General features: G+C 74.4%; 18 protein-coding genes. 5 read left to right on the top strand and 13 right to left on the bottom strand.

Going from position 1 to position 22,947, the window contains the following annotated elements:
• Nucleotides 1-5: 5 nt before the first annotated feature.
• The 7 genes from CYQ11_RS25710 to CYQ11_RS25680 all read right to left on the bottom strand — a co-directional run bounded on the left by CYQ11_RS25710 (nucleotide 6) and on the right by CYQ11_RS25680 (nucleotide 8,311).
• Nucleotides 6-710: a 4'-phosphopantetheinyl transferase family protein gene (locus CYQ11_RS25710; RefSeq protein WP_099202688.1), complete on the bottom strand. Its 705-nt coding sequence runs from the start codon at nucleotides 708-710 to the stop codon at nucleotides 6-8.
• Nucleotides 711-813: 103 nt separating this feature from the next.
• Nucleotides 814-3,324 carry an AMP-binding protein gene (locus CYQ11_RS25705; RefSeq protein WP_099202687.1) on the bottom strand — a complete coding sequence of 837 codons (2,511 nt, stop codon included), beginning with the start codon at nucleotides 3,322-3,324 and terminating at the stop codon, nucleotides 814-816.
• On the bottom strand, nucleotides 3,321-3,551 hold the full coding sequence (locus tag CYQ11_RS25700; protein ID WP_099202899.1) for a phosphopantetheine-binding protein: 231 nt from the start codon (nucleotides 3,549-3,551) through the stop codon (nucleotides 3,321-3,323). The genes CYQ11_RS25705 and CYQ11_RS25700 overlap by 4 nt, the downstream gene beginning before the upstream one ends.
• A 5-nt stretch (nucleotides 3,552-3,556) precedes the next feature.
• Complete coding sequence (locus CYQ11_RS25695) at nucleotides 3,557-4,189, bottom strand: isochorismatase family protein (protein WP_099202686.1); 633 nt, start codon at nucleotides 4,187-4,189, stop codon at nucleotides 3,557-3,559.
• 16 nt (nucleotides 4,190-4,205) lie between these two features.
• Nucleotides 4,206-5,852, bottom strand: coding sequence for a (2,3-dihydroxybenzoyl)adenylate synthase (locus CYQ11_RS25690; RefSeq protein WP_099202685.1), 1,647 nt, complete (start codon nucleotides 5,850-5,852; stop codon nucleotides 4,206-4,208).
• The gene (gene dhbC, locus CYQ11_RS25685; RefSeq protein WP_099202898.1) at nucleotides 5,849-7,021 is read right to left on the bottom strand and encodes an isochorismate synthase DhbC; all 1,173 of its coding nucleotides are present in this window, start codon (nucleotides 7,019-7,021) and stop codon (nucleotides 5,849-5,851) included. The genes CYQ11_RS25690 and dhbC overlap by 4 nt, the downstream gene beginning before the upstream one ends.
• Nucleotides 7,022-7,516: 495 nt before the next feature.
• The gene (locus CYQ11_RS25680) at nucleotides 7,517-8,311 is read right to left on the bottom strand and encodes a 2,3-dihydro-2,3-dihydroxybenzoate dehydrogenase (protein WP_099202684.1); all 795 of its coding nucleotides are present in this window, start codon (nucleotides 8,309-8,311) and stop codon (nucleotides 7,517-7,519) included.
• 153 nt (nucleotides 8,312-8,464) lie between these two features.
• Between CYQ11_RS25680 and CYQ11_RS25675 the strand changes: the two genes are divergently transcribed.
• Nucleotides 8,465-9,298 carry an ABC transporter ATP-binding protein gene (locus CYQ11_RS25675; protein WP_099202683.1) on the top strand — a complete coding sequence of 278 codons (834 nt, stop codon included), beginning with the start codon at nucleotides 8,465-8,467 and terminating at the stop codon, nucleotides 9,296-9,298.
• A 9-nt stretch (nucleotides 9,299-9,307) separates the two neighbouring features.
• Here the strand turns inward: CYQ11_RS25675 and CYQ11_RS25670 are convergent, their stop codons facing one another.
• From CYQ11_RS25670 to CYQ11_RS25650, 5 genes are all read right to left on the bottom strand, one after another.
• Nucleotides 9,308-11,305, bottom strand: coding sequence for a prolyl oligopeptidase family serine peptidase (locus tag CYQ11_RS25670; protein WP_099202682.1), 1,998 nt, complete (start codon nucleotides 11,303-11,305; stop codon nucleotides 9,308-9,310).
• A gap of 53 nt (nucleotides 11,306-11,358) precedes the next feature.
• Nucleotides 11,359-12,726: a M20/M25/M40 family metallo-hydrolase gene (locus tag CYQ11_RS25665; RefSeq protein ID WP_099202681.1), complete on the bottom strand. Its 1,368-nt coding sequence runs from the start codon at nucleotides 12,724-12,726 to the stop codon at nucleotides 11,359-11,361.
• Complete coding sequence (locus tag CYQ11_RS25660; RefSeq protein WP_099202897.1) at nucleotides 12,719-13,552, bottom strand: M55 family metallopeptidase; 834 nt, start codon at nucleotides 13,550-13,552, stop codon at nucleotides 12,719-12,721. The genes CYQ11_RS25665 and CYQ11_RS25660 overlap by 8 nt, the downstream gene beginning before the upstream one ends.
• Before the next feature lie 114 nt (nucleotides 13,553-13,666).
• Complete coding sequence (locus tag CYQ11_RS25655; RefSeq protein WP_099202680.1) at nucleotides 13,667-16,060, bottom strand: MFS transporter; 2,394 nt, start codon at nucleotides 16,058-16,060, stop codon at nucleotides 13,667-13,669.
• A 259-nt stretch (nucleotides 16,061-16,319) separates the two neighbouring features.
• Nucleotides 16,320-16,778, bottom strand: a complete 459-nt coding sequence (locus CYQ11_RS25650) for an SRPBCC family protein (RefSeq protein ID WP_099202679.1) — start codon at nucleotides 16,776-16,778, stop codon at nucleotides 16,320-16,322.
• Nucleotides 16,779-16,959: 181 nt separating this feature from the next.
• On the opposite strand from CYQ11_RS25650, the gene CYQ11_RS25645 reads away from it, so the two are divergent.
• Nucleotides 16,960-17,487: a GNAT family N-acetyltransferase gene (locus tag CYQ11_RS25645; RefSeq protein WP_099202678.1), complete on the top strand. Its 528-nt coding sequence runs from the start codon at nucleotides 16,960-16,962 to the stop codon at nucleotides 17,485-17,487.
• On the opposite strand, the gene CYQ11_RS25640 is transcribed toward CYQ11_RS25645, so the two are convergent.
• Nucleotides 17,457-18,095, bottom strand: a complete 639-nt coding sequence (locus CYQ11_RS25640) for a HEAT repeat domain-containing protein (protein WP_099202677.1) — start codon at nucleotides 18,093-18,095, stop codon at nucleotides 17,457-17,459. The genes CYQ11_RS25645 and CYQ11_RS25640 overlap by 31 nt on opposite strands.
• A 345-nt stretch (nucleotides 18,096-18,440) precedes the next feature.
• On the opposite strand from CYQ11_RS25640, the gene CYQ11_RS25635 reads away from it, so the two are divergent.
• From CYQ11_RS25635 to ccrA, 3 genes are all read left to right on the top strand, one after another.
• The gene (locus CYQ11_RS25635; protein ID WP_099202676.1) at nucleotides 18,441-20,273 is read left to right on the top strand and encodes a 3-hydroxyacyl-CoA dehydrogenase family protein; all 1,833 of its coding nucleotides are present in this window, start codon (nucleotides 18,441-18,443) and stop codon (nucleotides 20,271-20,273) included.
• 112 nt (nucleotides 20,274-20,385) lie between these two features.
• Nucleotides 20,386-21,243 carry a TetR family transcriptional regulator gene (locus CYQ11_RS25630; protein ID WP_099202675.1) on the top strand — a complete coding sequence of 286 codons (858 nt, stop codon included), beginning with the start codon at nucleotides 20,386-20,388 and terminating at the stop codon, nucleotides 21,241-21,243.
• Nucleotides 21,244-21,603: 360 nt separating this feature from the next.
• Complete coding sequence (gene ccrA / locus CYQ11_RS25625; protein WP_099202674.1) at nucleotides 21,604-22,941, top strand: crotonyl-CoA carboxylase/reductase; 1,338 nt, start codon at nucleotides 21,604-21,606, stop codon at nucleotides 22,939-22,941.
• The last annotated feature ends 6 nt before the right edge of the window (nucleotides 22,942-22,947 follow it).

Here is a 22,947-nt window from a genome sequence, read left to right as displayed (position 1 = left end):
ACCCCCTAAGGGGTATCCGCACGCTCCCGTACCGCCAGCGCGCCCGCGTACCCCTCCCCCACCGCCACGTCCGTCAGCGTCCAGCCCGGTGGTGACACCGGGGCAGGGCCCGTGCCGACGTAGGTCACGGAGGGGGCCTCGGACAGTCCCGTGCCCGTGCCCTTGAGGTAGGCCTCCTTGCGGGTCCAGCAGCGGGCGAAGGCCGGCGCGCGACGGGCGGGCGGCAGGGCGTCCAGCTCCTCCGTCTCCTTCGGGTGCAGCAGCCGGGAGACGTCGGCCACGACGGAGTCGGGCTGCCGCCGCTCCACGTCCGCCCCCACCGGGGTGTCCGCGAAGGCGAGGAGCGCGAGGTCCCCCGCGTGCGAGAGGTTGAAGTGCAGCCGCGGCGGGGACCCCGCGACGGCGGGGCGGCCGTGGAGCTCCCCGCAGCCGGGGCACGGCTCCCGCACCAGAGCGACCGCCTCCGGGGACGTGCCGGTGTACGCCCCGAGGAGCTGCCGCAGAGCCATGTGGGAGGCCACGTAACGCTCGCGGTGCAGCGGCCGCACGAAGCCGGCGGCGCGGGTGCGCTCCTGGGCGTCGAGGACCCGTTCGTACTCCTCCGGCCGCCACGGCGCGCGGTCGTCGATCCGCAGCAGCCAGACGTGCGGAGCGCCCTGGGGCGTCCACGCTTCCGGCAGCGGGTCGCGACCGATGACCCGAAGACGCATCAGTGCTCATCCCCCCTGGTCGGGCTGTATCCGAGTATCCCCCGCGCCGCCGGCGGCGAAGCGGGCGGACCGGCCCCGGCGGCGGCATCCGCCGGGGCCGGGGTCACGGGGACGGCCGGTCCGCGGCCGCCGCGGCACCGCCCGCGTGCTCGAGCACGCCGTCCGGCCGCCAACGGGCCGGCACCCCGGTGGGGCGGGCGTCCTCGCCGGCGACGTACAGCTCCCCGGTGACGCCGGGCGGGCAGGGCTGGCTGGCGGAGTCCAGCACGTGCAGGCGGGTGTTCCACACGGGCCGGCCGAGGGGCACCGGGCCGGGCCCGCCCGGCTCGCACCGGTGGTGGGCGACGACGCCGACCGCCTCCGACGGCCCGTACAGCTGGTGCAGGGGCACGTCCGGCAGCGCCTCGCACCAGCGGCCGGCCACCTCGGCCGGCAGCGGCACGCCGTCGCGGGACACGTCGCAGAAGACCTCTCGCAGACCGGTCAGGGCCGGCGTCCTTCCCGTGACGGACGCCACCTCGGACGGCGTGAAGTGCGCCACGGTGACGCCCTGTTCGCGGATCGTGCGGGTGGTGTCGGCCTGCTCGCCGGCCACGACGAGGGCGGCGCCCGCGCGCAGCGGCGCGAGGACCTCCCAGGCCAGGACCGCGGACCCGGGCGGCGCCTTGACCAGCACCCGGTCGGCCGCCGTCAGCGGGTGCTCCCCCTGCATCCAGCGCAGCAGGTTGTCGGCGGCGGCGTGGGGCACGGCGACGCCGTCGACGACGTACGCGGGGTGCCGGGGCGTGAGCGGACGGCCCGGGTCGGTGGGCAGGTGCCCGGCCAGGTCGCCGGCCGCCGCGGTGTCGTCGAGGACCACGAGGGGCCGTCCCGTGTCCGGCAGCGCCGCCCGCGTCGCCGTGTCGGTCAGCACGCACACGAGCGCCGGGTCCCGCTCCGCGTCCGCGAGCCGCGTCCGGGCGTCGGCGGCCGCCAGCGCCACGTACGCGCCGCCCGCCTTGAGGACGGCCAGCAGGGCCACGACCAGGGAGGCGGAGCGCGGCAGCGCCACGGCGGCCCGGGTGCCGGGGCGGACGCCGAGACCGATGAGGTGGCGGGCCAGCCGGTTGGCGCGGGCGTTCAGCTCCGCGTACGTCAGGGTCAGGTCCTCGGCGATCAGCGCGGGGGCGCCGGGGGTGCGGGCGGCCTGCGCCTCGACCGGGCCGATCAGCGTCGTGGGCGGCACGGCGACCGCCGTGTCGTTGAACTCGCCCAGCACCCGCTCGCGTTCCTCGTCGGTGGCCAGGCACAGCGCGGACAGCGGCCGGTGCGGGTCGCCGTCGGCGAGGCGGGTCAGCAGGTGGACGAAACGCTGCTGGTGCGCGGCGAGTTCGCCGGCGTCGTAGCGCGTGGGGTCGGCTTCGTGGTCGACGCGCAGGCCGCCGTCCTCGCCGAGCGCGAAGGTGACGGTGAGGTCGTCGACGGGCCCGGAGGAGACGACGTGCGCGGTGGCGGGCGCCCCGGCGAAGGACAGCTCCGGCCGGCGGGGCACGACGTGGACGAGTGTCCCGCCCGCAGGGCCCGCAGGGCGGTGGCGCTGATGGCGGCGGGCCGCCCGGATGCCGACGTCGGCCTGGCGCGCGAGCTCGGCGAAGGTCGTGTCGGGGGTGACGGTGAAGCACAGCGGGAGGACGCCCGCGAGGGCGGCCGGCACGCGCAGCGCGGTGGAGCCCGTGCGCCCCGTCATGGGCACGCCCAGGACGACGGTCTCGGCGCCGGTGGCGCGGGCCAGGTAGAGGGCCTGGGCGGCGAAGAGGACCTCGGTCCGGGTGGCCCGTACGGAGACGGCCAGGTCGCACAGCCGGGCGGTGGTCCGCGGGCCGAGGCGGGCCGTGTGGCGGTGCGGCGGCGGGGCGTCGGGGCCTTGGGGGACGGGCGGCCCGGCGAGGGTGGGCGCGGGGCGGGGGTGCGCGGCGAGGCGGCGCCGCCAGTGGGCCCGGTCGCGGTCGTGGGCGGCGGAGGCCCGGTAGGCGGCGTCCTCCGCGACGAGCGCCGCGAGCCGGCCGAAGGGGCTCGCCGCGGGCCGGGCGCCCCCGACGAGGGCGGTGTAGACGTCGGCGACGCGGCGGGCGAAGAGGGCGTGGCCGTGGCCGTCCAGGACGGCGAGGTGGGCGCGGTGGTACCAGAGCCAGTGGTCGCCGCCGACGTGGAAGAGGACGTGGGCGAAGAGCGGGCCGCGCGCCAGGTCGAAGGGCAGGGCGAGGTCGGCCCGCATCCACTCCAGCGCGCGGGCCACCGGATCCCCCTGGTGGCGCACGTCGGCGATGTGGAACGGGAAGCCGCGGTAGGGCGGCTCGGTGCCGGCGTCCACCTGCCGCGGCCCGTCGGGGGTGGCGGCGAAGCGGACGCGCAGGGCGTCCGCCTCGCCGACGGTGCGGTGCAGGGCCTCGGCGAACAGCTCGCCGTCCAGGTCACCGCGGATGTCCACGTACTCGGCCGTGCTGAGCGCGCTGGGGCGGCCCGGACCGAGGTTCCTGGCGGACCACAGGGCCGACTGGGCGGCCGTCAGCGGCAGGCCCTCCGGGGCGGAGGAGCCGGTGCCGCCGACGCGCCGGTCCAGTGCGTGGACCGTCATCCCCGGGCCCCCAGCAGGGGGGCCCACTGCTCGATGGCCGGCTTCTCGGCCAGCTCGACGAAGCCGGCCTGCACACCGTGGTCGCGGCGCCAGCGCTCCAGGAGGCTCATGATGCGGACGGAGTCGAGCCCGTAGTCCACGAGGTTCTCGTCGTCGGGGATGTCGGCGGGGTCCTCGCCCAGCACGTCGGCGACGTCGGCACGGATCTGTTCCAGAGTGAGAGCCACGAGGCTCACTTCCCTTCGAGGACGCGGTCGGTGGTGGTGACGACGGCGCACTTGGCCGCGGCCCAGCGGAGCGCCATGGCGTGGTCCTCCGCGGAGAAGTCGGCGACGGCGTCGGCGACGAGGAAGGGCTGGATGTCGCGCATCCACGCGTCACAGGCGCTCATCATGACGCCGATGTGCGCGTACACCCCGACGATGACCAGCTGGTCGCGGCCCTGGGCGGCCATCCGTTCGGCGAGGTCGGTGCGGACGAACGCGCTGTACTTCCACTTGGTGAGCACGGTGTCGTCCGCGCCCGGGGCGACCGGCTCCGCGATGGCCTTCGCACGGGCGTCGTCGGGCAGGCCCGGGCCCCAGAAGTCCTGCTGGAGGCCGCGTTCGGCGGCCGTCTGGCCGCCGGGCTGGGCGGAGTAGACGACCGGCACGCCGAGCCGGGCGCAGTCCTTCTTCAGCCGGCCGACGTTCGCCAGCAGCTCGGTGACGGGCGAGGCGTGGGCGGTGAAGGCGTCCAGGAAGTAGTTCTGGAGGTCGTGCACGAGCAGGACGGCGCGGGCGGGGTCGACGGTCCAGGCGACCTTGTTCGCCGGCAGGTCCGCCCCGGTGGGCATGGGATAGGGGGCGATGGCGGGGAGCGCCATGGTGGGTGGGCCTTTCTCAGTGCTTCGTGGCGGTGGAGGCGAGCTGGGCGGCGATGGCCGCGCGGAGGTCCTTCTTGGAGACCTTGCCGATGCCCGTCTGCGGGAAGGCGTCGACGAACTCGACGCGGTCGGGGACCTTGAAGGCGGCCAGGCCGCGTGCGCGGACGAACTTCTTGACGGCGAGGGACTTCACCGGCTCCGCACCCTCGCGCAGCACGACGTACGCGCAGGTGCGCTCGCCGAGGTAGTCGTCGGGCATGGAGACGACGGCCACGTCGTGGACGGAGGGGTGGGCGAGGATGTGGTTCTCGATCTCCTCGGCCGCGACCTTCTCGCCACCCCGGTTGATCTGGTCCTTCGCCCGGCCCTCGACCACGAGGTGGCCCGTCCCGGTGAGCCGGACGACGTCGCCGGTGCGGTAGAAGCCGTCGGCGGTGAAGGACCTGGCGTTGTGCTCGGGGGCCCGCCAGTAGCCGCGGATGGTGTACGGGCCGCGGGTGAGGAGGTGGCCGGTGGCGCCCACGGGCAGGTCGTTGTCCTCGTCGTCGACGACGCGGATCTCGTCGTCGGGCGAGATGGGGCGGCCCTGGGTGGTGACGACGATCTCCTCGGGGTCGTCGAGCCGGGTGTAGTTGACCAGGCCCTCCGCCATGCCGAAGACCTGCTGGAGGGTGCAGCCGAGGGCCGGTCGCACCCGCCGGGCGGCCTCCTCGCTGAACTTCGCGCCGCCGACGAGGAGGACGTCGAGGCTGGAGAGGTCGTGCGTGGTGTTCGCCGCGGCCTCGGTCCACACCAGGGCCAGCGGCGGTACGAGGCCCGTGAGGGTGACGCCCTCGCGCTCGATGAGCGGGAACGCCACGTCGGGGCTCGGGCGGGGGGCGAGCACGACGCGGGCGCCGGCGTAGAGGGCGCCCAGCGTGCCGGGCGAGCTGAGCGGGAAGTTGTGGGCCGCGGGCAGGGCGCAGAGGTAGACGCTGTCCTCGTCGACCCCGCAGATCTCGTTGGAGCTCCAGAGCGAGTAGATGTAGTCGTCGTGGGTGCGCGGGATGAGCTTGGGCACGCCCGTCGAGCCGCCGGAGAGCTGGAGGAAGGCCAGCTCGTGGGGGCGGGGCTCGTCCTCGATGACGACCGGCTCCGCCGGGACGTCGGCCAGCGCGGTGTGCTCGCCGGGGTCGCCGACGACGAAGACGTGCCGGAGGCCCGGCACGTCGGCCCGTACCGTCGTCGCTAGTGCGCGGTAGTCGTAGCCCTCGCTGACGTCGGGGATCACATAGGCCACCGCCTCGGTGAAGGCGCAGAAGTGGCGGATCTCGCTCTCGCGGTGGGCGGGGAGGGCGAAGACCGGCAGGGCGCCGATGCGGAAGAGGGCGAAGACGACCTCGAAGAACTCCGCGATGTTGGGGAGTTGCAGGACGACGCGGTCGCCCTTGCCGACGCCCCGGGCCAGCAGGCCCGCGGCCAGCCGGTCGGCGCGCGCGTCGAGCTCGGCGTACGTCCAGCGGCGGCCCTCGCCGGCGGGGTCGACGACGGCGACGCGGTCGGGGTACTTCTGGGCCCGTTCGCGGAGCATCCGCCCGAAGGTCTCGCCCCGCCAGTAGCCCGCCGCGCGGTAGCGCTCGGCGAACTCGGCCGGGTAGCCCGGAGCGTCGGTCGTCTCGGTCACTGGTCAACCCCCACTGCCTGCAGGAACGTCTGGAACTTGGCACCGGTCTCGGCCGTCTCGGCCTCCGGTGAGGACTGCGCGACGACGCCCGCGCCCGCGTACAGCCGCAGGGAGCGCTCCGCGGCCTCCGCGCAGCGGATGGTGACGACCCATTCGCCGTCGCCGTTCGCGTCGCCCCAGCCGACCATGCCGGTGAAGAACCCGCGGTCGAAGGGCTCCAGCTCGCCGATGACGTCGCGCGCGGTGGCGGTCGGGGTGCCGCAGACGGCGGGCGTGGGGTGCAGGGCGGAGGCCAGCTCCAGCGCGGACACCGCCGGGTCGGCCGGCTCGCCGGTCACCGTCGTGGACAGGTGCCACATGGTGGCGGTGCGCACGAGCGTGGGGCGGGCGGGCACCTCGAGGGTGCGGCAGTAGGGGGCGAGGGCCGCCCGGACGGCGTCGACGACGACGGCGTGCTCGTGCAGGTCCTTCGCCGACTCCAGCAGCGCGGCGGCGCGGCGCACGTCCTCGGCGAGGTCGGCGCTGCGGGGCGTGGAGCCGGCGAGCGGGTTGGCGACGAGCCGTCCGCCGCGCCGGGAGACGAGCAGTTCGGGGCTGGCGCCGAGCAGGGTGCGGCCGGGGCCGGAGGGCACGGCGAAGGTGTAGCCGGTCGGGTCGCGGCGGGCGAGGCGCTGGAGCAGCGCGGGCAGGTCGAGGTCGCGGGAGGAGCGCAGTTCGAGCGTCCGGGCGAGGACGACCTTGCTGAACTCGCCGCGGTTCATGCGGCGCACGGCCTCGGCGACGGCGTCGCCGTAGACGCCCGGCTCGGGTACGGGCCGGACGTCCCACGCGGCGGGCGCGGGCGGCGCCGCGGGGAGGGCGACGAGCGGGTCCTCGGCCAGCGGGGGTGCCCAGCGGACGGCCTCGGGCACGGCGAGCGCGGCGGGGGCGGTGTGGTCGAAGGGAACGGCTCCGACGACGACCGGCGCGGCGTTGCCGGCCAGCAGCTCGGCGTCGAGGGTCTCGGCGACGCGCCGGGCCAGCGGGGCGTCGCCGTGCGGGACGTGGGCGCGGGCGCCGTGGGCGAGCAGGGTGCGGGTGGGCGAGGCGAAGAAGCGGGCGCGCCCGGGTTCGTAGGCGTCGAGCAGCGACGTCGCGGCGCCGACCGTGGCGTCGCGGTCCGCGGGGATGCGCTGCGCTGTCGTGGCGGCGAGGCCGTCGGGACCGGCGCCTGGCTCGCTCGGCCGGTCGGCGACGTGGTGAGCCGTGGTCACCTGCTGCTCCGTTCCTCCGGTGGATCGCACCGGGTGTGAGGTAAAGATCTCCGGCGGACCGGCCCTCTTCGGGCACCCCGCCTGACGGCGACGGCCGGCCCGGTGGGGCGCGGCCGCCCTGGGGACGTGCGTGGTTGCTGTGCGGCGGACGGTTGACGGCCGTGGGGAGCGGACGGTGGCGGAGCCGTGGGGGCGGTCCGCCGGGAGCGGGAGCGGTCCCGCCGGTGGGCGCGGCGGCCGGCCCGGCGAGCCGTCCGGGGAGGACGGCGCCGTGTGCGCCGGCACCCCGCTGGCGGGTCCCGGAGGCGACCGGAGCGGGCCGGCCCGCCCGCGCCGCCGCGCACGGCCGCCACGGGCCGACTGCCCGTCAGGTGCCGTGCGGGGCGGCCGGTTCCGGCCGGTCGCGCACCGTCAGGCGCGCAGGGTGGCTCCGCCGTCGACGTACAGGTCGTGCATCGTGATGTGCCGGGCCTGGTCGGAGACGAGGAAGAGCACGGCGTCGGCGATGTCGGCCGGCTCGGCGAGGCGGCCGAGGGGGATGCCGACCCGGTACGCGCCGGGGTCGCCGTCGATGACGCGGGCGGGCGGCTCGTCGCCGTCCCACAGGGCGCGCTGCATGGCGGTGTCCGTGGAACCGGGCGAGACGACGTTGCAGCGGACGCCGCTGCGGGCCAGCTCGAGCCCGAGACACTTGGTGAACATGGTGGCGGCGGCCTTGGAGGCGGCGTACGCGGCCATGCTGGTGCGCGGGACGCCGGCGGCGTTGGAGCCGACCGTGACGATGCATCCCGAGCGGCGCCCGCTCATGCGGCGGGCGGCGGCGCGGGAGGTGTTGAAGACGCCCGTGGAGTTGACGGCGAAGGTGTGCGCCCAGTCCTCGTCGGTGATGCCGACGACGGGCGAAGTGCGCAGCACCCCGGCGACGTTGACCAGGATGTCGAGCGGGCCGACGGTGGTCTCCACGGCGTCGACGACCTTCTCGACGGCGCGGCTGTCGGAGACGTCGGCGGTGTGGTGGGTCACCCGTCCGGCGCCGAATTCCGCTTCGAGGCCCTTGATGCCGTCCGGCGTCGCATCGACGGCCGCGACATGTGCTCCCTTTGCGACGAGGGCACGGGTCACGGCCTCGCCTATGCCTTGTCCGGCGCCGGTGACCAGCGCTGTCCGGCCGGCGAGTTCGGACTGCTCCACGGCGGTTTCCCCCATTCCACTTGAATTAAGGTAAGCCTTACCTTACATGACGTTCACGGTCGAAGGGAATTGATGTGCGAGCGAACATACGACCGCGACCTCAAAATCCAAGCGAACCAAGAAAAGCGACGGAGAAACAGAAGACAACCATTAGGTTAGGCTAACCTCATGCGACTGGTCGTCGAACAGCTCACCGCCGGATACCCCGGCCACCCCGTCGTGCGCGGTGTGGACCTCACCGTCCCCGAGGGACAGGTCGTCGCCGTCGTCGGACCCAACGGCTGCGGCAAGTCCACCCTCCTGAGATCCCTCGCCCGGCTCCACCAGCCCGACTCCGGGACCGTGCGGATCGGCGACGCCGACATCTGGGCGCTCGCCCCCCGCAAGGCGGCGCACCGCATCGCCCTCCTGCCGCAGTCGCCGCAGGCCCCCGAGGCCGTGACCGTCGCCGGGCTCGTGCGCTACGGCCGCCATCCGCACCAGGGCCTCTTCCGCCAGTGGTCGCGCGAGGACGAACGCGCGGTCCGCGAGGCCCTCGACGCCACCGGCACCACCGCCCTGGCGTCCCGCCGCCTCGACCAGCTCTCCGGCGGCCAGCGCCAGCGGTGCTGGCTCGCCATGGTGCTCGCCCAGGAGACCCCCGTCGTCCTGCTGGACGAGCCCACCAGCGCCCTCGACCTCGGGCACGCCGTCGACGTCCTCGAACTCGTCCGCGAGGTCGCCGCCGCCGGCCGCACCGTCGTGATGGTCCTTCACGACCTGGCCAGCGCCGCCCGCTACGCCGATGTGATCGTCGCCATGCGCGACGGCCGGATCATCGGACACGGCCCCTCGCGCGAGGTCGTGGACGCGGCGCTCGTCCGCGAGCTGTACGGCATCGAGGCCGACGTCCTCGCCGCGCCCGGCGACGGCTCGCCCGTCGTCGTCCCCGCCGCCCGCACGGCGACCGCCTGCGCGGGGGCGGGCGCGGGGGCGCGCTCCGTGCCCGCGCAGGCGGGGTGAGGGCCGCGCCTACTTGACGAGTTCCAGCGGGGGGACGTCCGGCGCGACGACGCCGAAGGTCTGCGCGTAGAGGGAGAGTTCCGCCTCCAGGGCGCGGACCAGCGTCTCGGCACGGCGGAACCCGTGCCCCTCCCCCTCGAAGGTCAGATACGCGTGGGGGACACCGCGCCCGGCCATCGCCTCGGCGAACCGCTCGCTCTGCGCGGGCGGGCAGATGGGGTCCGCCAGGCCCTGGAGGAGCAGGAAGGCCGCCGAGACGCGGTCCGCCCGGGCCAGCGGCGAGCGGTCCCGGTAGCGGTCGGGGACCTCGGCCAGCGGGCCGACCAGCGAGTGCAGGTAGTGCGACTCGAAGTCGTGCGTGCCGTCGTTCGCCCAGGCCGTCAGATCGAGGACCGGATAGACGACGGTGCCGCAGGCGTAGGTCGTCGTGGACACCAGCGAGGCGGCCGCGGTCCAGCCGCCCGCGCTGCCGCCCCGGATCGCCAGCCGGGCCCGGTCGGCCGTGCCCTCCTCGGCCAGCGCCTCGGCGACGGCCGCGCAGTCCTCCACGTCGACGATCCCCCACCGCTCGCGCAGCCGCTCGCGGTAGGCGCGCCCGTAACCCGTGGAGCCGCCGTAGAGGACCTCGGCCACGCCTATGCCCCGCGAGGTGAAGTAGGCGATCTCCAGGTCGAGCACGAGGGGTGACCGGGCGGTCGGGCCACCGTGGGCCCGTATCACGTACGGCGGCGCCTCCTCGGCGGGACCGGTGAAGTCGGGGCTGTGCGGGGGGTAGACGTGCGCGTGGACCTCCCGGCCGTCCGGTCCCGTGAAGGTGCGGATCAGCGGCTCGGGGTAGTAGGCGCGGTCCACGGCGTCGGTGTGCCGGGCGCCGACGGCCCGGGCTCTGCCGGTACGGGTGTCCAGCTCCACCACCTCGTACGCGGTGCGGGGGCTCGCGGCGACGCCGACGACCCGCGTGCCCTGCGCGGCCAGGGCCGGCAGCCACTCCGTCCACGGCCCCGCGGCGTCGACAAGCTCCCCCGTCTCGGGGTCGAGTATCCCCAGCCGCTGGGCGCCCCGGCCGTGCACCACGGCGACGAGGCCGCCGTCCAGCGGTATGAACCAGCGCTGGCCCACGCGCCACAGCGGGCCCGCGAACTCCTCCTCGCGGGGGCAGAGGTTGACGCTCCCGCCGGTCGCCGGATCGACGCGGTGCAGGTTCCACCAGCCGCTCGCGTCGGTGGCGGCCAGCAGCGTGCCGTCAGCCGCCCACTCCACCTGCGCCACGGACTCCTCGGGCCCGCCCAGCACCGTCCGCGCGTCCGCGAAGCGGACCCCCTCGTCCCCCGGCACGACCCGCGCCACCAGCAGCTCGGTGCCGTCCCAGGGCATGCGGGGGTGGTCCCACGCCACCCACGCGGCGTGCCGGCCGTCCGGGGAGAGCCGCGGGCCGGTGACGAAGCGGTGCCGGTCGTCGCTCAGCTCACGCACGGCGGACCGGTCGGCCGCCGCGGAGCCGTCCAGGGGCACGGCGGCGATCACACGCCGTACGTCGCGCGGCCCCTCGCCGGTGAACTCCTCCAGGACACACCACACTTCACCGGACGCGGGCCGCAGCACCGGATCGGCCCAGCGCAGCCCGCCGCCCACCGCCGAGCGGGGCGTGAGCGGCCGGGGCGCCGCGCCCGCCGGGTCGTCCGGCTCCCAGGCGTACAGCCGCTGGTCGGCGAAGTGGACGAAGACCACCAGTGGGCCCCCGGCCGGCCGCGGCACGGCGGCCCAGGGGGCGCCCCCGTACTCCATCACCCTGCTGCGCGCGTTCCACGGGGCCGGGAGGGCCACGGCCTCCCGGCCCCCCGGCCGCAGCCGCACCAGGGCCGCCCGGCCGCCCTCCGCCGGGCGGGCGGCGACCCACCACACCTCGTCACCCACCATGCCCACGAAGTCCGGCTTGCCGTCGTGGGACGCGACGAGCGCGGCGTCGATCGGGGACCGCCAGGTTCCGTAGGGTGCCGTGGACACCATGATTGCTACGCCTCCTCGGGACAGTGTTCGTACGGTTCGGTCATCGGGCGCGGTCACGTCGTCGTGAACGCGCTCATCATGAAGTCGTCGAGCACGCGGACGCCGAAGTGCAGCCCCTCGACGGGCACCCGCTCGTCGACGCCGTGGAAGAGCGCCTGGTAGTCCCAGCCCGGGGGCAGTCTGAGCGGCGAGAAGCCGTATCCGGCGATGCCCAGGCGGGAGAAGTGCTTGGCGTCCGTACCGCCGGACATGCAGAACGGGACCACCCGCGCCTCCGGCTCGAACCGCTCGACGGCCTCGCGCATCCGGGCGAACACCGAGCCGTCGACCGGCGCCTGCACGGCCGCGTCCCGGTGGTGGAACTCCCAGTCCACGTCGGGCCCGGTCAGCAGGTCCATGGTGGCGCGGAACTCCTCGTCGCCGCCCGGCACCGTCCTGCCGTCCACGAAGGCGGTGGCGGTCCCAGGAATCACGTTGACCTTGTAACCGGCGTCCAGCACGGTGGGGTTGGCGCTGTTGCGCACGGTCGCGGCCACCAGACCGGCGGACTTCCCGAGCTTGGCCAGCAACGAGTCGACGTCGAACCCGGGCGCCTCGGGGTTCTCCTCGATGCCGTGGAGCTCCGCGAGTCCGCGCAGCGCCGCGGCCACGGTGGGGGTCAGCCGGACGGGCCAGCGGTGCTCGCCGATCCGGGTGACCGCGGCGGCCAGCCGGGCGACCGCGTTGCGGTGGTTGACCTTCGAGCCGTGCCCGGCGGTGCCGTGCGCGGTCAGCCGCAGCCAGGCGGTGCCGCGCTCGCCCGCGCCCACCGGATAGATCCGCAGGCCGCCGTCGCCGTGGAAGGTGTACGCGCCGGACTCGCCGACGGCCACCGTGCAGCCCTCGAAGAGCGGCGCGTGGTCGGCGACGAGGTGGGCGGCGCCGGGTGCGGCGCTGTCCTCCTCGTCGGCGGTGAAGGCGAGCACGATGTCGCGGGGCGGCCGGACGCCGGCGCGGGCCCAGGCCCGTACGGTCGCCAGGACCATCGCGTTCATGTTCTTTATGTCGACGGCGCCCCGGCCCCACACCACGCCGTCGCGGACCTCGCCCGAGAAGGGGTGCACGGTCCACTCCGCGGCGTCCGCGGGGACCACGTCGAGGTGGCCGTGGACCAGCAGCGCCTCGGCGCCCGGGTCGGTGCCGGCGACGCGGGCGACGACGTTGGTGCGCCCCGGCTCCTTCTCCAGCAGGACCGGTTCGAGCCCGGCCTCGGCGAGCCGCTCGGCGACGTACTCGGCGGCCGGGCGCTCCCGGCAGTCGCCGCCGCCGCGGTTGGTGGTGTCGATCCGGATCAGCTCCGAGGTGAAGCGTGTCGCCTCGTCCAGGGCCACTTCGTCGACCCGCCCGGCTCCCCCGCTCCCCCCGGTGACCGCGTCAGCCATATTGCTCCTCCACCGCCGCGGACACGACGGTGGTGACCGCCTTGAAGCAGCGGATTGCCTCGTACATGGTCGGCATGGTGTAGGAGACCAGCCGCTCACCCGTCTGCTCGACGCCGGGCACGGCCGTGGCCGCGCCGGCCAGGTGCTCCGCGTCGAACTCCAGCTCCATGGTGAACGGGCCGCCCCGCACGGGGTCGTGCCGCGCCGCGAGCGCGACGGCCTCCTCGGCCGCGGCCCGGATGGCGGCCGCCGTACGGGCCGGGGGGCGGCACACGGCCGCGTACCGCGAGACGTAGTCCTTCACGGCCACCGAACGGGCCAGGGGCGCATAGCGCTTGGCGTCCTCGCACGTCCGGTCGTCACCGGTCACCAACACCACGGGGACACCGTATTCGGCGACGACCAGAGAGTTCAGCAATCCCTCGCTCGCCCGCGTGCCGCCCACCCGGACGCCGATGAGGGAATTGGCGAGGTACGTGTGGGCGAGCACCCCCTCGGCCCCCGCCGCGGCGTGGTACCCGACGAAGGCGATGCCGTCCACGTCCCCGTGCTGCACCCCCTCGACCATGCTGAGGGACTTGTGCTTCCCCGTCAGCATCTCCGCTCGCTCGTCCAGGTCCTCCAGCAGCAGATTGCGCATGCTCCAGTGCGCCTCGTTGACGAGGACGGCGTCGGCGCCGCCGTCGAAGAACCCGGCGATCGCCGCGTTCACGTCCGAGGTGAACAGGTGCCGGCACCGCTCCCACTGCGGCGTTCCGGGCAGCACGTCGGCGGGCCAGGTGACGCCGGTGGCCCCTTCCATGTCCGCGGAGATCAGGATCTTCACCATGCACCAGTCCTACCGCAGGTCACCCCCGCCGTGCCATCGGTCGGCACGCGCCGCGCGGCACCGGCGCCGCCGGAGACGCCCGGGGAGCGCCTGCCGGCCGCGCGGCGGTGACTACTGGTCGGCGTGGCCGAGTTGGAGGTCGCGTTCGGTGCGACCGCCGCCCGCCACCTGCAGGACGGTGGCCACGGGCGGGTAGCCGGCGGCGACGACGGTGTACTCGCCGGCCGAGAGGTCCACGAAGCGGAACGCCCCGTCGGCGCCGGTGATGGTGGAGTCGACGACGTTGCCGGCCGCGTCCAGCAGGGTGATGCGGGCGTCGTCGACGGGCCGCCCGCCGCTCGCCCGCACCGTGCCGCGCAGCACCGCGCCGCCCGCCAGTTCGACGTCCTGGCGGGTCTCGCGGGCGGACTGGACGGTCACCTGCAGCGCGGCGGGCCGGAAGGCGGGGGCGCTGGCGGCGAGGGTGTACTCGCCGGCCACCAGCTCGTCGATGACGTACCCGCCCTCGATGCCGGTGCGGGTGGAGGCGACGACCTCGCCGTGCACGTTGGTGAGGGTGACCAGCGCCTCGCGCACGGGGGTGCCGTCGGCGGTTCGCACGGTGCCGGCCAGCCGGCCGGCGCCGCCGAGGACGACGTCGAGCTCGACGGGGCGCTCCCCCACGGTGACGGTGACGGCCTGGGGCTGGTGTCCGCCGGCGGCGGCGATGAGGACGTACGAACCGGTTCCGGGCGTGCTGAGCGCGTACCGCCCGTCCTCACCGCTGGCGCCGCGGCCGATCTGGCGGCCCTGGACGTCGATGAGGGTGAGGGCGGCTCGGGGGACGGTGGTGCCGTCGTGGTGCTGGACGGCTCCGGTGACGGGGATGCCCGCGACGTAGGGCGCCGGTTCGGCCGGCGGTGCGGGGCGCGCGGACGGGACGACGGCCTCGGGGGCGTTGTGGGACACCAGTGGTTTCTCTTTCAGCAGGAAGGCGAGCAAAAAGCCCACGATGAGCACCGGTACGAGATAGAGGAGGACCCGCGGCATGGCGTCGGCGTAGGCCCGGACGTATCCGTCGCGCAGCGGGGCGGGGAGCGCGTGCACCAGCTGCGGGGTGAGGGAGTCGGGGGCCGGGAGCCCGGCGCGGGGCGGCAGTTCGGCGGCCAGGGCGGCGGTGAGCCGGTGGGCGAAGAGCGTGCCGAGGACGGCCGCGCCGACCGAGCCGCCGATCTGCCGGAGGTAGTGGTGGGCGCTGGTGGCGGTGCCCACGTCGGCCGGGTCGGTGGAGTTCTGCACGGCAAGCACGAGGACCGGCAGGGCCAGCCCGATGCCGACCCCGAGGATGGCCATCCAGAGGCTGTAGACCAGCCGGCCGGTCTGGGCGTCGAGGTGGGAGAGCAGGTACATGCCCTCGGCGGAGAGGGCCCCGCCGAGGATGGGCAGGAGTTTGTAATGGCCCGTTCGGCTGATGAGGTGGCCGGAGACGAGCGAGGCGGCGACGATCCCGCCCATCATGGGCAGCATCAGCAGCCCGGACTCGGTGGCGCCGACGCCGTCGGCCATCTGGAGGAAGGCCGGCAGGTAGCCGGCGGCGCCGAAGAGGCCGACGCCGGTGACGGTGCCGACCAGGGCCGTGACGGTGAAGACGGAATCACGGAAGAGGTGCGGTGGGATGATCGGTTCTGCGGCGAAGTGCTCCACCACGGTGAAGAGCAGCGCCGTGCCGACGGCCCCCGCGGCGAGTCCGAGGACGGTGCGGGAGGTCCAGGCGTATTCGGTGCCGCCCCAGGTGGTCACGAGCACCGCGCAGGTGGTGGACGCGGTGAGCAGCAGCGCGCCCAGGACGTCGAAGCGGGCCCGGCGCGGCGGCCTGGGCAGGTGGAGTCCGGCGGCGACGACGGCCAGGGTGACGAGCCCGAGGGGGACGTTGACGTAGAAGCACCAGCGCCAGGAGGCCCGGTCGGTGAAGAGGCCGCCGAGCAGGGGGCCCGCGACGGAGGCGAGGCCGTAGGCGGCGCCGACGGCGCCCATGTAGCGGCCGCGGCGCCGGGCGGGCACGAGGTCGGCGACGATCGCCTGGACGCCGACGAGCAGCCCGCCGGCGCCGGCGCCCTGGACGGCGCGGAAGGCGATGAGCTGGTCCATCGTGCGCGACCAGCCGGCAAGCGCGGAGCCCGCGACGAAGACGGCGACGGCGACGAGGAAGACCGCCTTGCGGCCGGAGAGGTCGCCCAGCTTGCCGTAGAGGGGAAGGGTGATCGTCGAGGTGAGGAGGTAGGCGGTCACGACCCAGGACATCCGGTCCGGGCCGTGGAGTTCACCCACGATCTTCGGCAGGGCGGTGGCGACGACGGTCTGGTCCAGCGCGGCGAGCAGCAGCGTCAGCATCAGGCCGGCGAAGACGAGGCGCACCCTCGCCGTGCCGGGTGGAGGGCACCGGTCGGCCGGGGCGGGTGCGGTCGGGAGCGGGGCGAGCGTCCTGTCGCTCTTCTCCAAGGTGGTCTCGAAGGTGGACCCGCCCACGTACTGCTCCCCTCGTCGCGCCTGCAGTTGCCGCCCATTTCTCGCATTACGCGACAACGGCCAGCAAGCGCGACGATTTGCCGGGGAACGCCGAACGAGCGTTTTTCCCCCGGTCGGAGGGGGTTTGGGCGCACCGGCGGGGCAACGGGAAAACCACTCGATCCGGTGAGCCCGGACCGGTGAGGTCCGGGCGGCTCACGGCCGGAACCGTGCGCGTCGGACGTTTCGGGCCGCACCCGGCCCCCGCGCCCGTCCCGGATCAGGCGGCGCCCGGCCGGCCCTCCACCTCGGCGGCGAGCTTGTCGAGCACGGCGTCGTAGATGCGGGCGAGACCCTTGGGCGCGAAGGTCCGCTCGAAGAAGCCGCCGACGCCACCCGCACCCTTCCAGGTGGTGGTGACGACGACCTTCGCCTTGCCCTCGCCGGCCGGGGTGACCGTCCAGGTGGTGACCATGGAGGAGTTGCGGTCCCGCTCCACCAGCTGTCCGGTGGACGGCTCGGAGACCTCCAGCAGGCAGTCACGGACGCGCTTGCTGGTGGCCTGGAGCTTCCAGTGCACCACGGTGCCCTCGCCGTCGCCGCCCTCGCGCACCTCGTACTCGCTGAAGTGCTCGGGCAGCAGCTTGGCGCGGGTGTCGCTGTAGTCCGCCAGCGCGTCGAAGACGTCCTCCGCGCCCGCCGCGATGATCCGCTCCGTGCTGGCCTCGACCTGGCCCATGGCTAGTCCTCCGGGACGATGAAAAGTGCCGTGCTCTTCCGGTCCGCTGCGCTTCCCGGTCCTGCGTGTGTGCGGCACAGCCAACCACCAACATCACACCCGCCCAAATCGGGGGTCGCGCGGTTTTGCGTACATACATACGTTCTGCATCCGGGCGGGACATCCTCTAGCGTTTCGCTCCATGGTGCGGATACGGGAGATGACCGAGGCCGACGCCGACGCGGTGGCGGAGATCCGGGTGCGCGGCTGGCGCACCGCCTACGCCGGCCTGCTCCCCGGCGGGCACCTGGACGCCCTGGACGCCGCCGAGGACGCGGCACGCCGGCGGGAGCGGCTGGCCGCGGGCGACGCGCGGGTGGCCGACCTGGTGGCCGAGTCGGCGGAGGGGGACGTCGTGGGGTGGGTGTGCTTCGGCCCGTGCCGCGACGCCGACCAGCAGGCGGACACGGCCGAGTTGTACGCGCTCTACCTCCGGCCCGAGCGGATCGGCACCGGCGTCGGCCGGTCGCTGTGCGCGGCGGCGGTCGAGGGCACACGGAAGCGCGGCTATGCGCGGATGTCCCTGTGGGTGGTGCGGGACAACGCGCGCGCCCGCCGGTTCTACGAGCGCGCCGGCTTCGCCCCCGACGGGGCCGAGGACGTCTACGACGCCGACGGCACGCCCGTACCGGAGGTGCGCTATGTGCTGGACCCGCTCCGCACGCCGTGAGGGCCACCGCCCCGGCCGGTGAGCCGGGCCAGGGCCACGAGGGCGGCGGGACGCAGCCGTTCGTGCTCGCGGGCGGCGACGAGGGTGGCCTCGGCGCGGCGGTCACCGAGGACGCCCAGGCCCTCCACGCAGGCCCGGGCGACCGGCCAGCAGTGGTCGCGGGCGGCCAGCAGCCGCTCCAGGGTGGACAGCAGCGCCGGCACGGACTCGGGTGCGCGCAGCTCGGTGAGCAGGCGCACGGGGTGGACGGCGTAGGCGGTGCGCAGCGGGTTGGTGGCGAGGGCCGCGGCGGCGCGGGCGGTACGGGGGTCGCGGAGGCGGGCCAGGGCGTGGGCGGCGGTGGCGCAGCGCACGGGTTCGCGGTAGTTGAGGAGGAGCACGAGCGTCTCGAAGGCCCGGCGGTCGCCCTTGACGCCGAGGGCGAAGGCGGCGATCTCCCGGGCCCACAGCGGCCGTTCGGGGGCCACCAGGACCTCGGCCAGTTCGTCGCGTGCGGCGGGGCCGTCGGCCCGGACGAGCGCGAGCAGCGCCTCGTATGCCGCATGCTCGGCCGAGGAGGCGAGTTCGGCCCTGATCCTCTTCAGCAGCGCGCGGAATTCCTCTTCCATCTCCCGCTCTCCTCCCCGAGTGGCCTGCGCCACATCGTAAGTCGCGCGTACGCCCCCTGGCGCTCCCGGTTACCCGTGGGTTAATCTCCCGGCAAGAGCAGCACATCCGCTCTGGCGGGCTGGTGACGCAGCCGCCACGGCGTCTCCCCTCTTTCCGACGCCGGTTCGTCGGTTCGGCACTCCAGTACGGCGGGGCCCCGGGACAGGGCCCGCCGGCCACACCATTCCCTCTCCGCGGGCGCCCTCCACCCGTTCGCGGAAATCCCCTCATCGTCGACGTGCCCCGCCGGGGGCCGCCGACCGCCGTCCCCCCTGTGCACGGGGAACACCTTCTGGAGTCTCGCGATGGACCGTCCGTCCACCCCTCCGCCGTCCCCTCTCCCCTCCTCCGCCGGCTCGTCGTCCCTCATCTCCACCGTCGCCGTGATCGGCCTGGGCACCATGGGCACCGGCATCGCCGAAGTCCTCGTCCGGGCGGGCCGCGAGGTCGTCGGCGTCGACGTCAGCGAAGCGGCCGTGCTGCGGGCCGGCGCCGCCCTGGAGGCCGCCACCGCGCGCGCGGTCGAGCGCGGGCGCGTCACCGAGGACGAGCGGCGCGCCGCCCTGGCCCGCTTCCGCGCCTCCTGCGACCTGAACGACGCCGCCGGTGCCGACCTGGTGATCGAGGTCGTGCCGGAGGACTACGACCTCAAACACGAGGTGTTCACCGCCCTCGACGCCGTCGTGCGGCCCACGGCCGTCCTCGCGACCGGCACCAACGCCCTGTCGGTGACGCGGCTCGCCGCCGACTCGGCACACCCCGAGCGCGTGCTGGGCCTGCACTTCTTCAACCCGGCGCCGGCCATGAAGCTCGTCGAGGTCGTCTCCTCGGTGCTCACCGCGCCCTCGGCGGTCGCCGCCGTCACCGAGCTGGCCCACGAGCTGGGCAAGGAGCCGGTGGCGGTCGGCGACCGGCCCGGATTCGTCGCGGACGGGCTGCTGTTCGGCTACCTCAACCAGGCGGCGGCGATGTTCGAGTCGCGCTACGCCACCCGCGAGGACATCGACGCGGCCATGCGCCTGGGCTGCGGTCTGCCGATGGGACCCCTGGCGCTGCTGGACCTGATAGGCGTCGACACGGCCCACACGGTCCTGGAGGCGATGTACGCCGCCTCGCACGACCGGCTGCACGCGCCCGCGCCGGTCCTGGGCCAGCTCGCGGCCGCGGGGCTGACCGGCCGCAAGGCGGGCCGCGGGTTCTACACCTACGAGGCGCCGGGCTCCGCGACCGTGGTGGCGGACGCGGCGACGCCCGCCGGGGACGCCTCCGCGGCGGGCGGGCGCGAGGTGCGGTCGGTCGGGGTCGCCGGCTCGGGGACGATGGCCAGCGGGATCGCGGAGGTCTTCGCCAAGGCCGGCTACCAGGTGGTCCTCGCGGCGCGTTCGCAGGAGAAGGCCGAGGCGGCGACGGGGCGGATCGCGAAGTCCCTGGCGCGCTCGGTGGACAAGGGCCGGCTGACCGCCGAGGAGCGGGACGCCGCCCTGGGGCGGCTCGTCCCGGCCGCCTCCCTCGACGCCTTCGCGGAGGTGGACCTGGCCGTCGAGGCGGTGGCGGAGGACCTGGAGGTCAAGCGGCGGCTGTTCGCGACGCTGGACAAGGTCTGCAAGCCGGGCGCGGTGCTGGCCACCACCACCTCCTCGCTGCCCGTGGTCGCCTGCGCCCGCGCCACCTCGCGCCCGCAGGACGTGATCGGCATGCACTTCTTCAACCCGGCGCCGGCCATGAAGCTCGTCGAGGTGGTCCGCACGGTCCTGACGGCCGACGACGCGCACGCCACCGTGCGCGAGGTGTGCGCGAGGCTGCGCAAGCACCCGGTGGACTGCCACGACCGGGCCGGGTTCATCGTCAACGCCCTGCTGTTCCCGTACCTCAACAACGCGGTGAAGATGGTGGAGGAGCACTACGCCTCGCCGGACGAGATCGACGCCGCGATGAAGCTCGGCGGCGGGTACCCGATGGGCCCCTTCGAGCTGCTCGACGTGGTCGGCCTCGACGTCTCGCTGGCCATCGAGAGGGTGCTCCACCGGGAGTTCCGGGACCCGGGGCTGGCTCCCGCTCCGCTGCTGGAGCATCTGGTGGCGGCGGGGTGCCTGGGGCGCAAGACCGGCCGCGGCTTCCGTGAGTATGCGAAGGCCTGACCCGCTGCCGCGGTGGGGCGGACTGCTGGAGCCGGGACGGGGCCACCGCCCGGCGACGGCGGGGGGAGGTCCGTCCCCGCACGCCCACACGGGCGCGTGTTACGTTCCCCACATGTCCCAGCCCGCCAAGTCCGCCCGCGCCCCGCGCGGGGCCGCCGCCGAGCCGAGGGGAGCCAAGGGCCCGAAGGGGTCCAGGGAGCCCGCCGAGACCGGCACCGAGAGCGCCGGATCCCGTCGCGCCGCCGCCCAGCGGCTCACCATGCGCCGCAAACTCGCGGCGGCCGCGATGGAGTTGTTCGCGACGAAGGGCTACGAGGCGACGACCGTCGACGAGATCGCGGCCACCGCCGGGGTCGCCCGCCGGACGTTCTTCCGTCACTTCCGCTCCAAGGAAGAGGCGATCTTCCCCGACCACGACGACACCCTGGTGCGGGCGGCCGGGGTGCTCGACGCCGCGCCGCCGCACGAGAACCCGCTGGACACCGTCTGCCGGGGGATCAAGGAGGTCATGCGGATGTACGCGGCCTCCCCGGCCGTGTCCGTGGAGCGCTACCGCCTCACCCGCGAGGTGCCCGCGCTGCGCGAGCGCGAGATCGCCTCCGTGGCCCGCTACGAGCGCCTGTTCACCCGCTATCTGCTGGGTCACTTCGACGAGACCGCCCACCACGTCGGGGACGACGACCCCCTGCTCGCCGAGGTCGCCGCCTCGGCGGTGGTCACCGCCCACAACCACGTGCTGCGGCGTTGGCTGCGCGGCGGCGGCCAGGGCGACGTGGAGGCCCAGCTCGACCACGCCTTCGCCATCGTGCGGGAGACCTTCGGTTCGGGCATCGGGGCGGGCCGCGAGGCGGAGGCGGCCCCGGCGGCCACGGCACGGACCGAGGGCGAGGTGCTGGTGACCGTGGCCCGCACTGACGCGCCGCTCGACGAGGTCATGCGCGCGATCGAGAAGGCGCTCAAGAAGAGCTGAACACTCCCGTATCGGGATACATCACGACATAGAGCAACAACGGCCGTCCTTCGGGGCGGCCGTTGTTGCTCATGCGTGCCGTCCAGATGACATCTGAGAGAAATTGTTGGCACCCAGTGTCTTGTCGCATGGCACGCCGTGCCATACCTTGTGGGTGTCCGGGCGGCCGGCGCGCAGACACAACCGTCGTGCGCCGGCTGTCCCCACAAGTACGTTGTGCGCCCGGACGCCTGCGTCACCAGGCTCTGCCCACGCCACCCGCGTGGCCCGCACCACCGCCGAACCGACGGCACCGGCTCTGCACCACCCCCGACGTTCCCTCAAGCCCGTTTTCCCGACGAGCTTCGCCGGAGGCTTTCCGTGAACCAGATACTGGACGCGATACTCGCGCCCGACAGCAGTGCCGAGGACTTCGCCGCACTGGCCATCCCCGAGTCCTACCGCGCGGTGACCGTGCACAAGGACGAAGCGGAGATGTTCGCCGGGCTCTCCACCCGGGAGAAGGACCCGCGCAAGTCCCTCCACGTGGAGGACGTGCCGGTGCCCGAACTCGGGCCCGGCGAGGCCCTGGTGGCCGTGATGGCCAGCTCCGTGAACTACAACTCGGTCTGGACCTCGATCTTCGAACCCGTCTCGACCTTCTCCTTCCTGGAGCGCTACGGCAGGCTCTCCCCGCTGGGCAAGCGGCACGACCTGCCGTACCACGTCATCGGCTCCGACCTCGCGGGCGTCGTGCTGCGCACCGGCCCGGGGGTCAACGCCTGGAAGCCCGGGGACGAGGTCGTCGCGCACTGCCTGTCGGTCGAACTGGAGTCCGCAGACGGGCACGACGACACCATGCTCGACCCCGAGCAGCGCATCTGGGGCTTCGAGACGAACTTCGGCGGCCTGGCCGAGATCGCGCTGGTGAAGTCCAACCAGCTGATGCCCAAGCCGGCCCACCTGAGCTGGGAGGAGGCGGCGGCCCCCGGCCTGGTCAACTCCACGGCCTACCGCCAGCTCGTCTCCCGCAACGGCGCCGCGATGAAGCAGGGCGACAACGTCCTCATCTGGGGCGCGAGCGGCGGACTGGGCTCGTACGCCACGCAGTTCGCGCTCGCCGGCGGGGCCAACCCCATCTGCGTGGTCTCCAGCGAGCAGAAGGCGGAGATCTGCCGGCGGATGGGCGCCGAGGCGATCATCGACCGCAACGCCGAGGGCTACAAGTTCTGGAAGGACGAGCACACCCAGGACCCCCGCGAGTGGAAGCGCCTCGGCAAGCGCATCCGCGAACTGACCGGCGGCGAGGACGTGGACATCGTCTTCGAGCACCCGGGCCGCGAGACCTTCGGCGCGTCGGTCTACGTCACCCGCAAGGGCGGCACGATCGTCACCTGCGCCTCCACCTCCGGCTACAACCACGAGTACGACAACCGCTACCTGTGGATGTCGCTCAAGCGCATCGTCGGCTCCCACTTCGCCAACTACCGCGAGGCGTGGGAGGCCAACCGCCTGATCGCCAAGGGCAAGATCCACCCCACGCTGTCCAAGACCTACACCCTGGCCGAGACCGGCCAGGCGGCGTACGACGTGCACCGCAACCTCCACCAGGGCAAGGTCGGCGTGCTCTGCCTGGCGCCGGAGGAAGGCCTCGGTGTGCGCGACGAGGAGATGCGGGCCCGGCACATCGACGCCATCAACCGCTTCAGGGATGTGTGAGCACTA

This window comes from Streptomyces cinnamoneus (assembly GCF_002939475.1).
Lineage (GTDB): Bacteria > Actinomycetota > Actinomycetes > Streptomycetales > Streptomycetaceae > Streptomyces > Streptomyces cinnamoneus_A.
The sequence above is the reverse complement of the archived record's forward strand: the minus strand, read 5'-3'. Positions and strand labels throughout refer to the sequence as shown.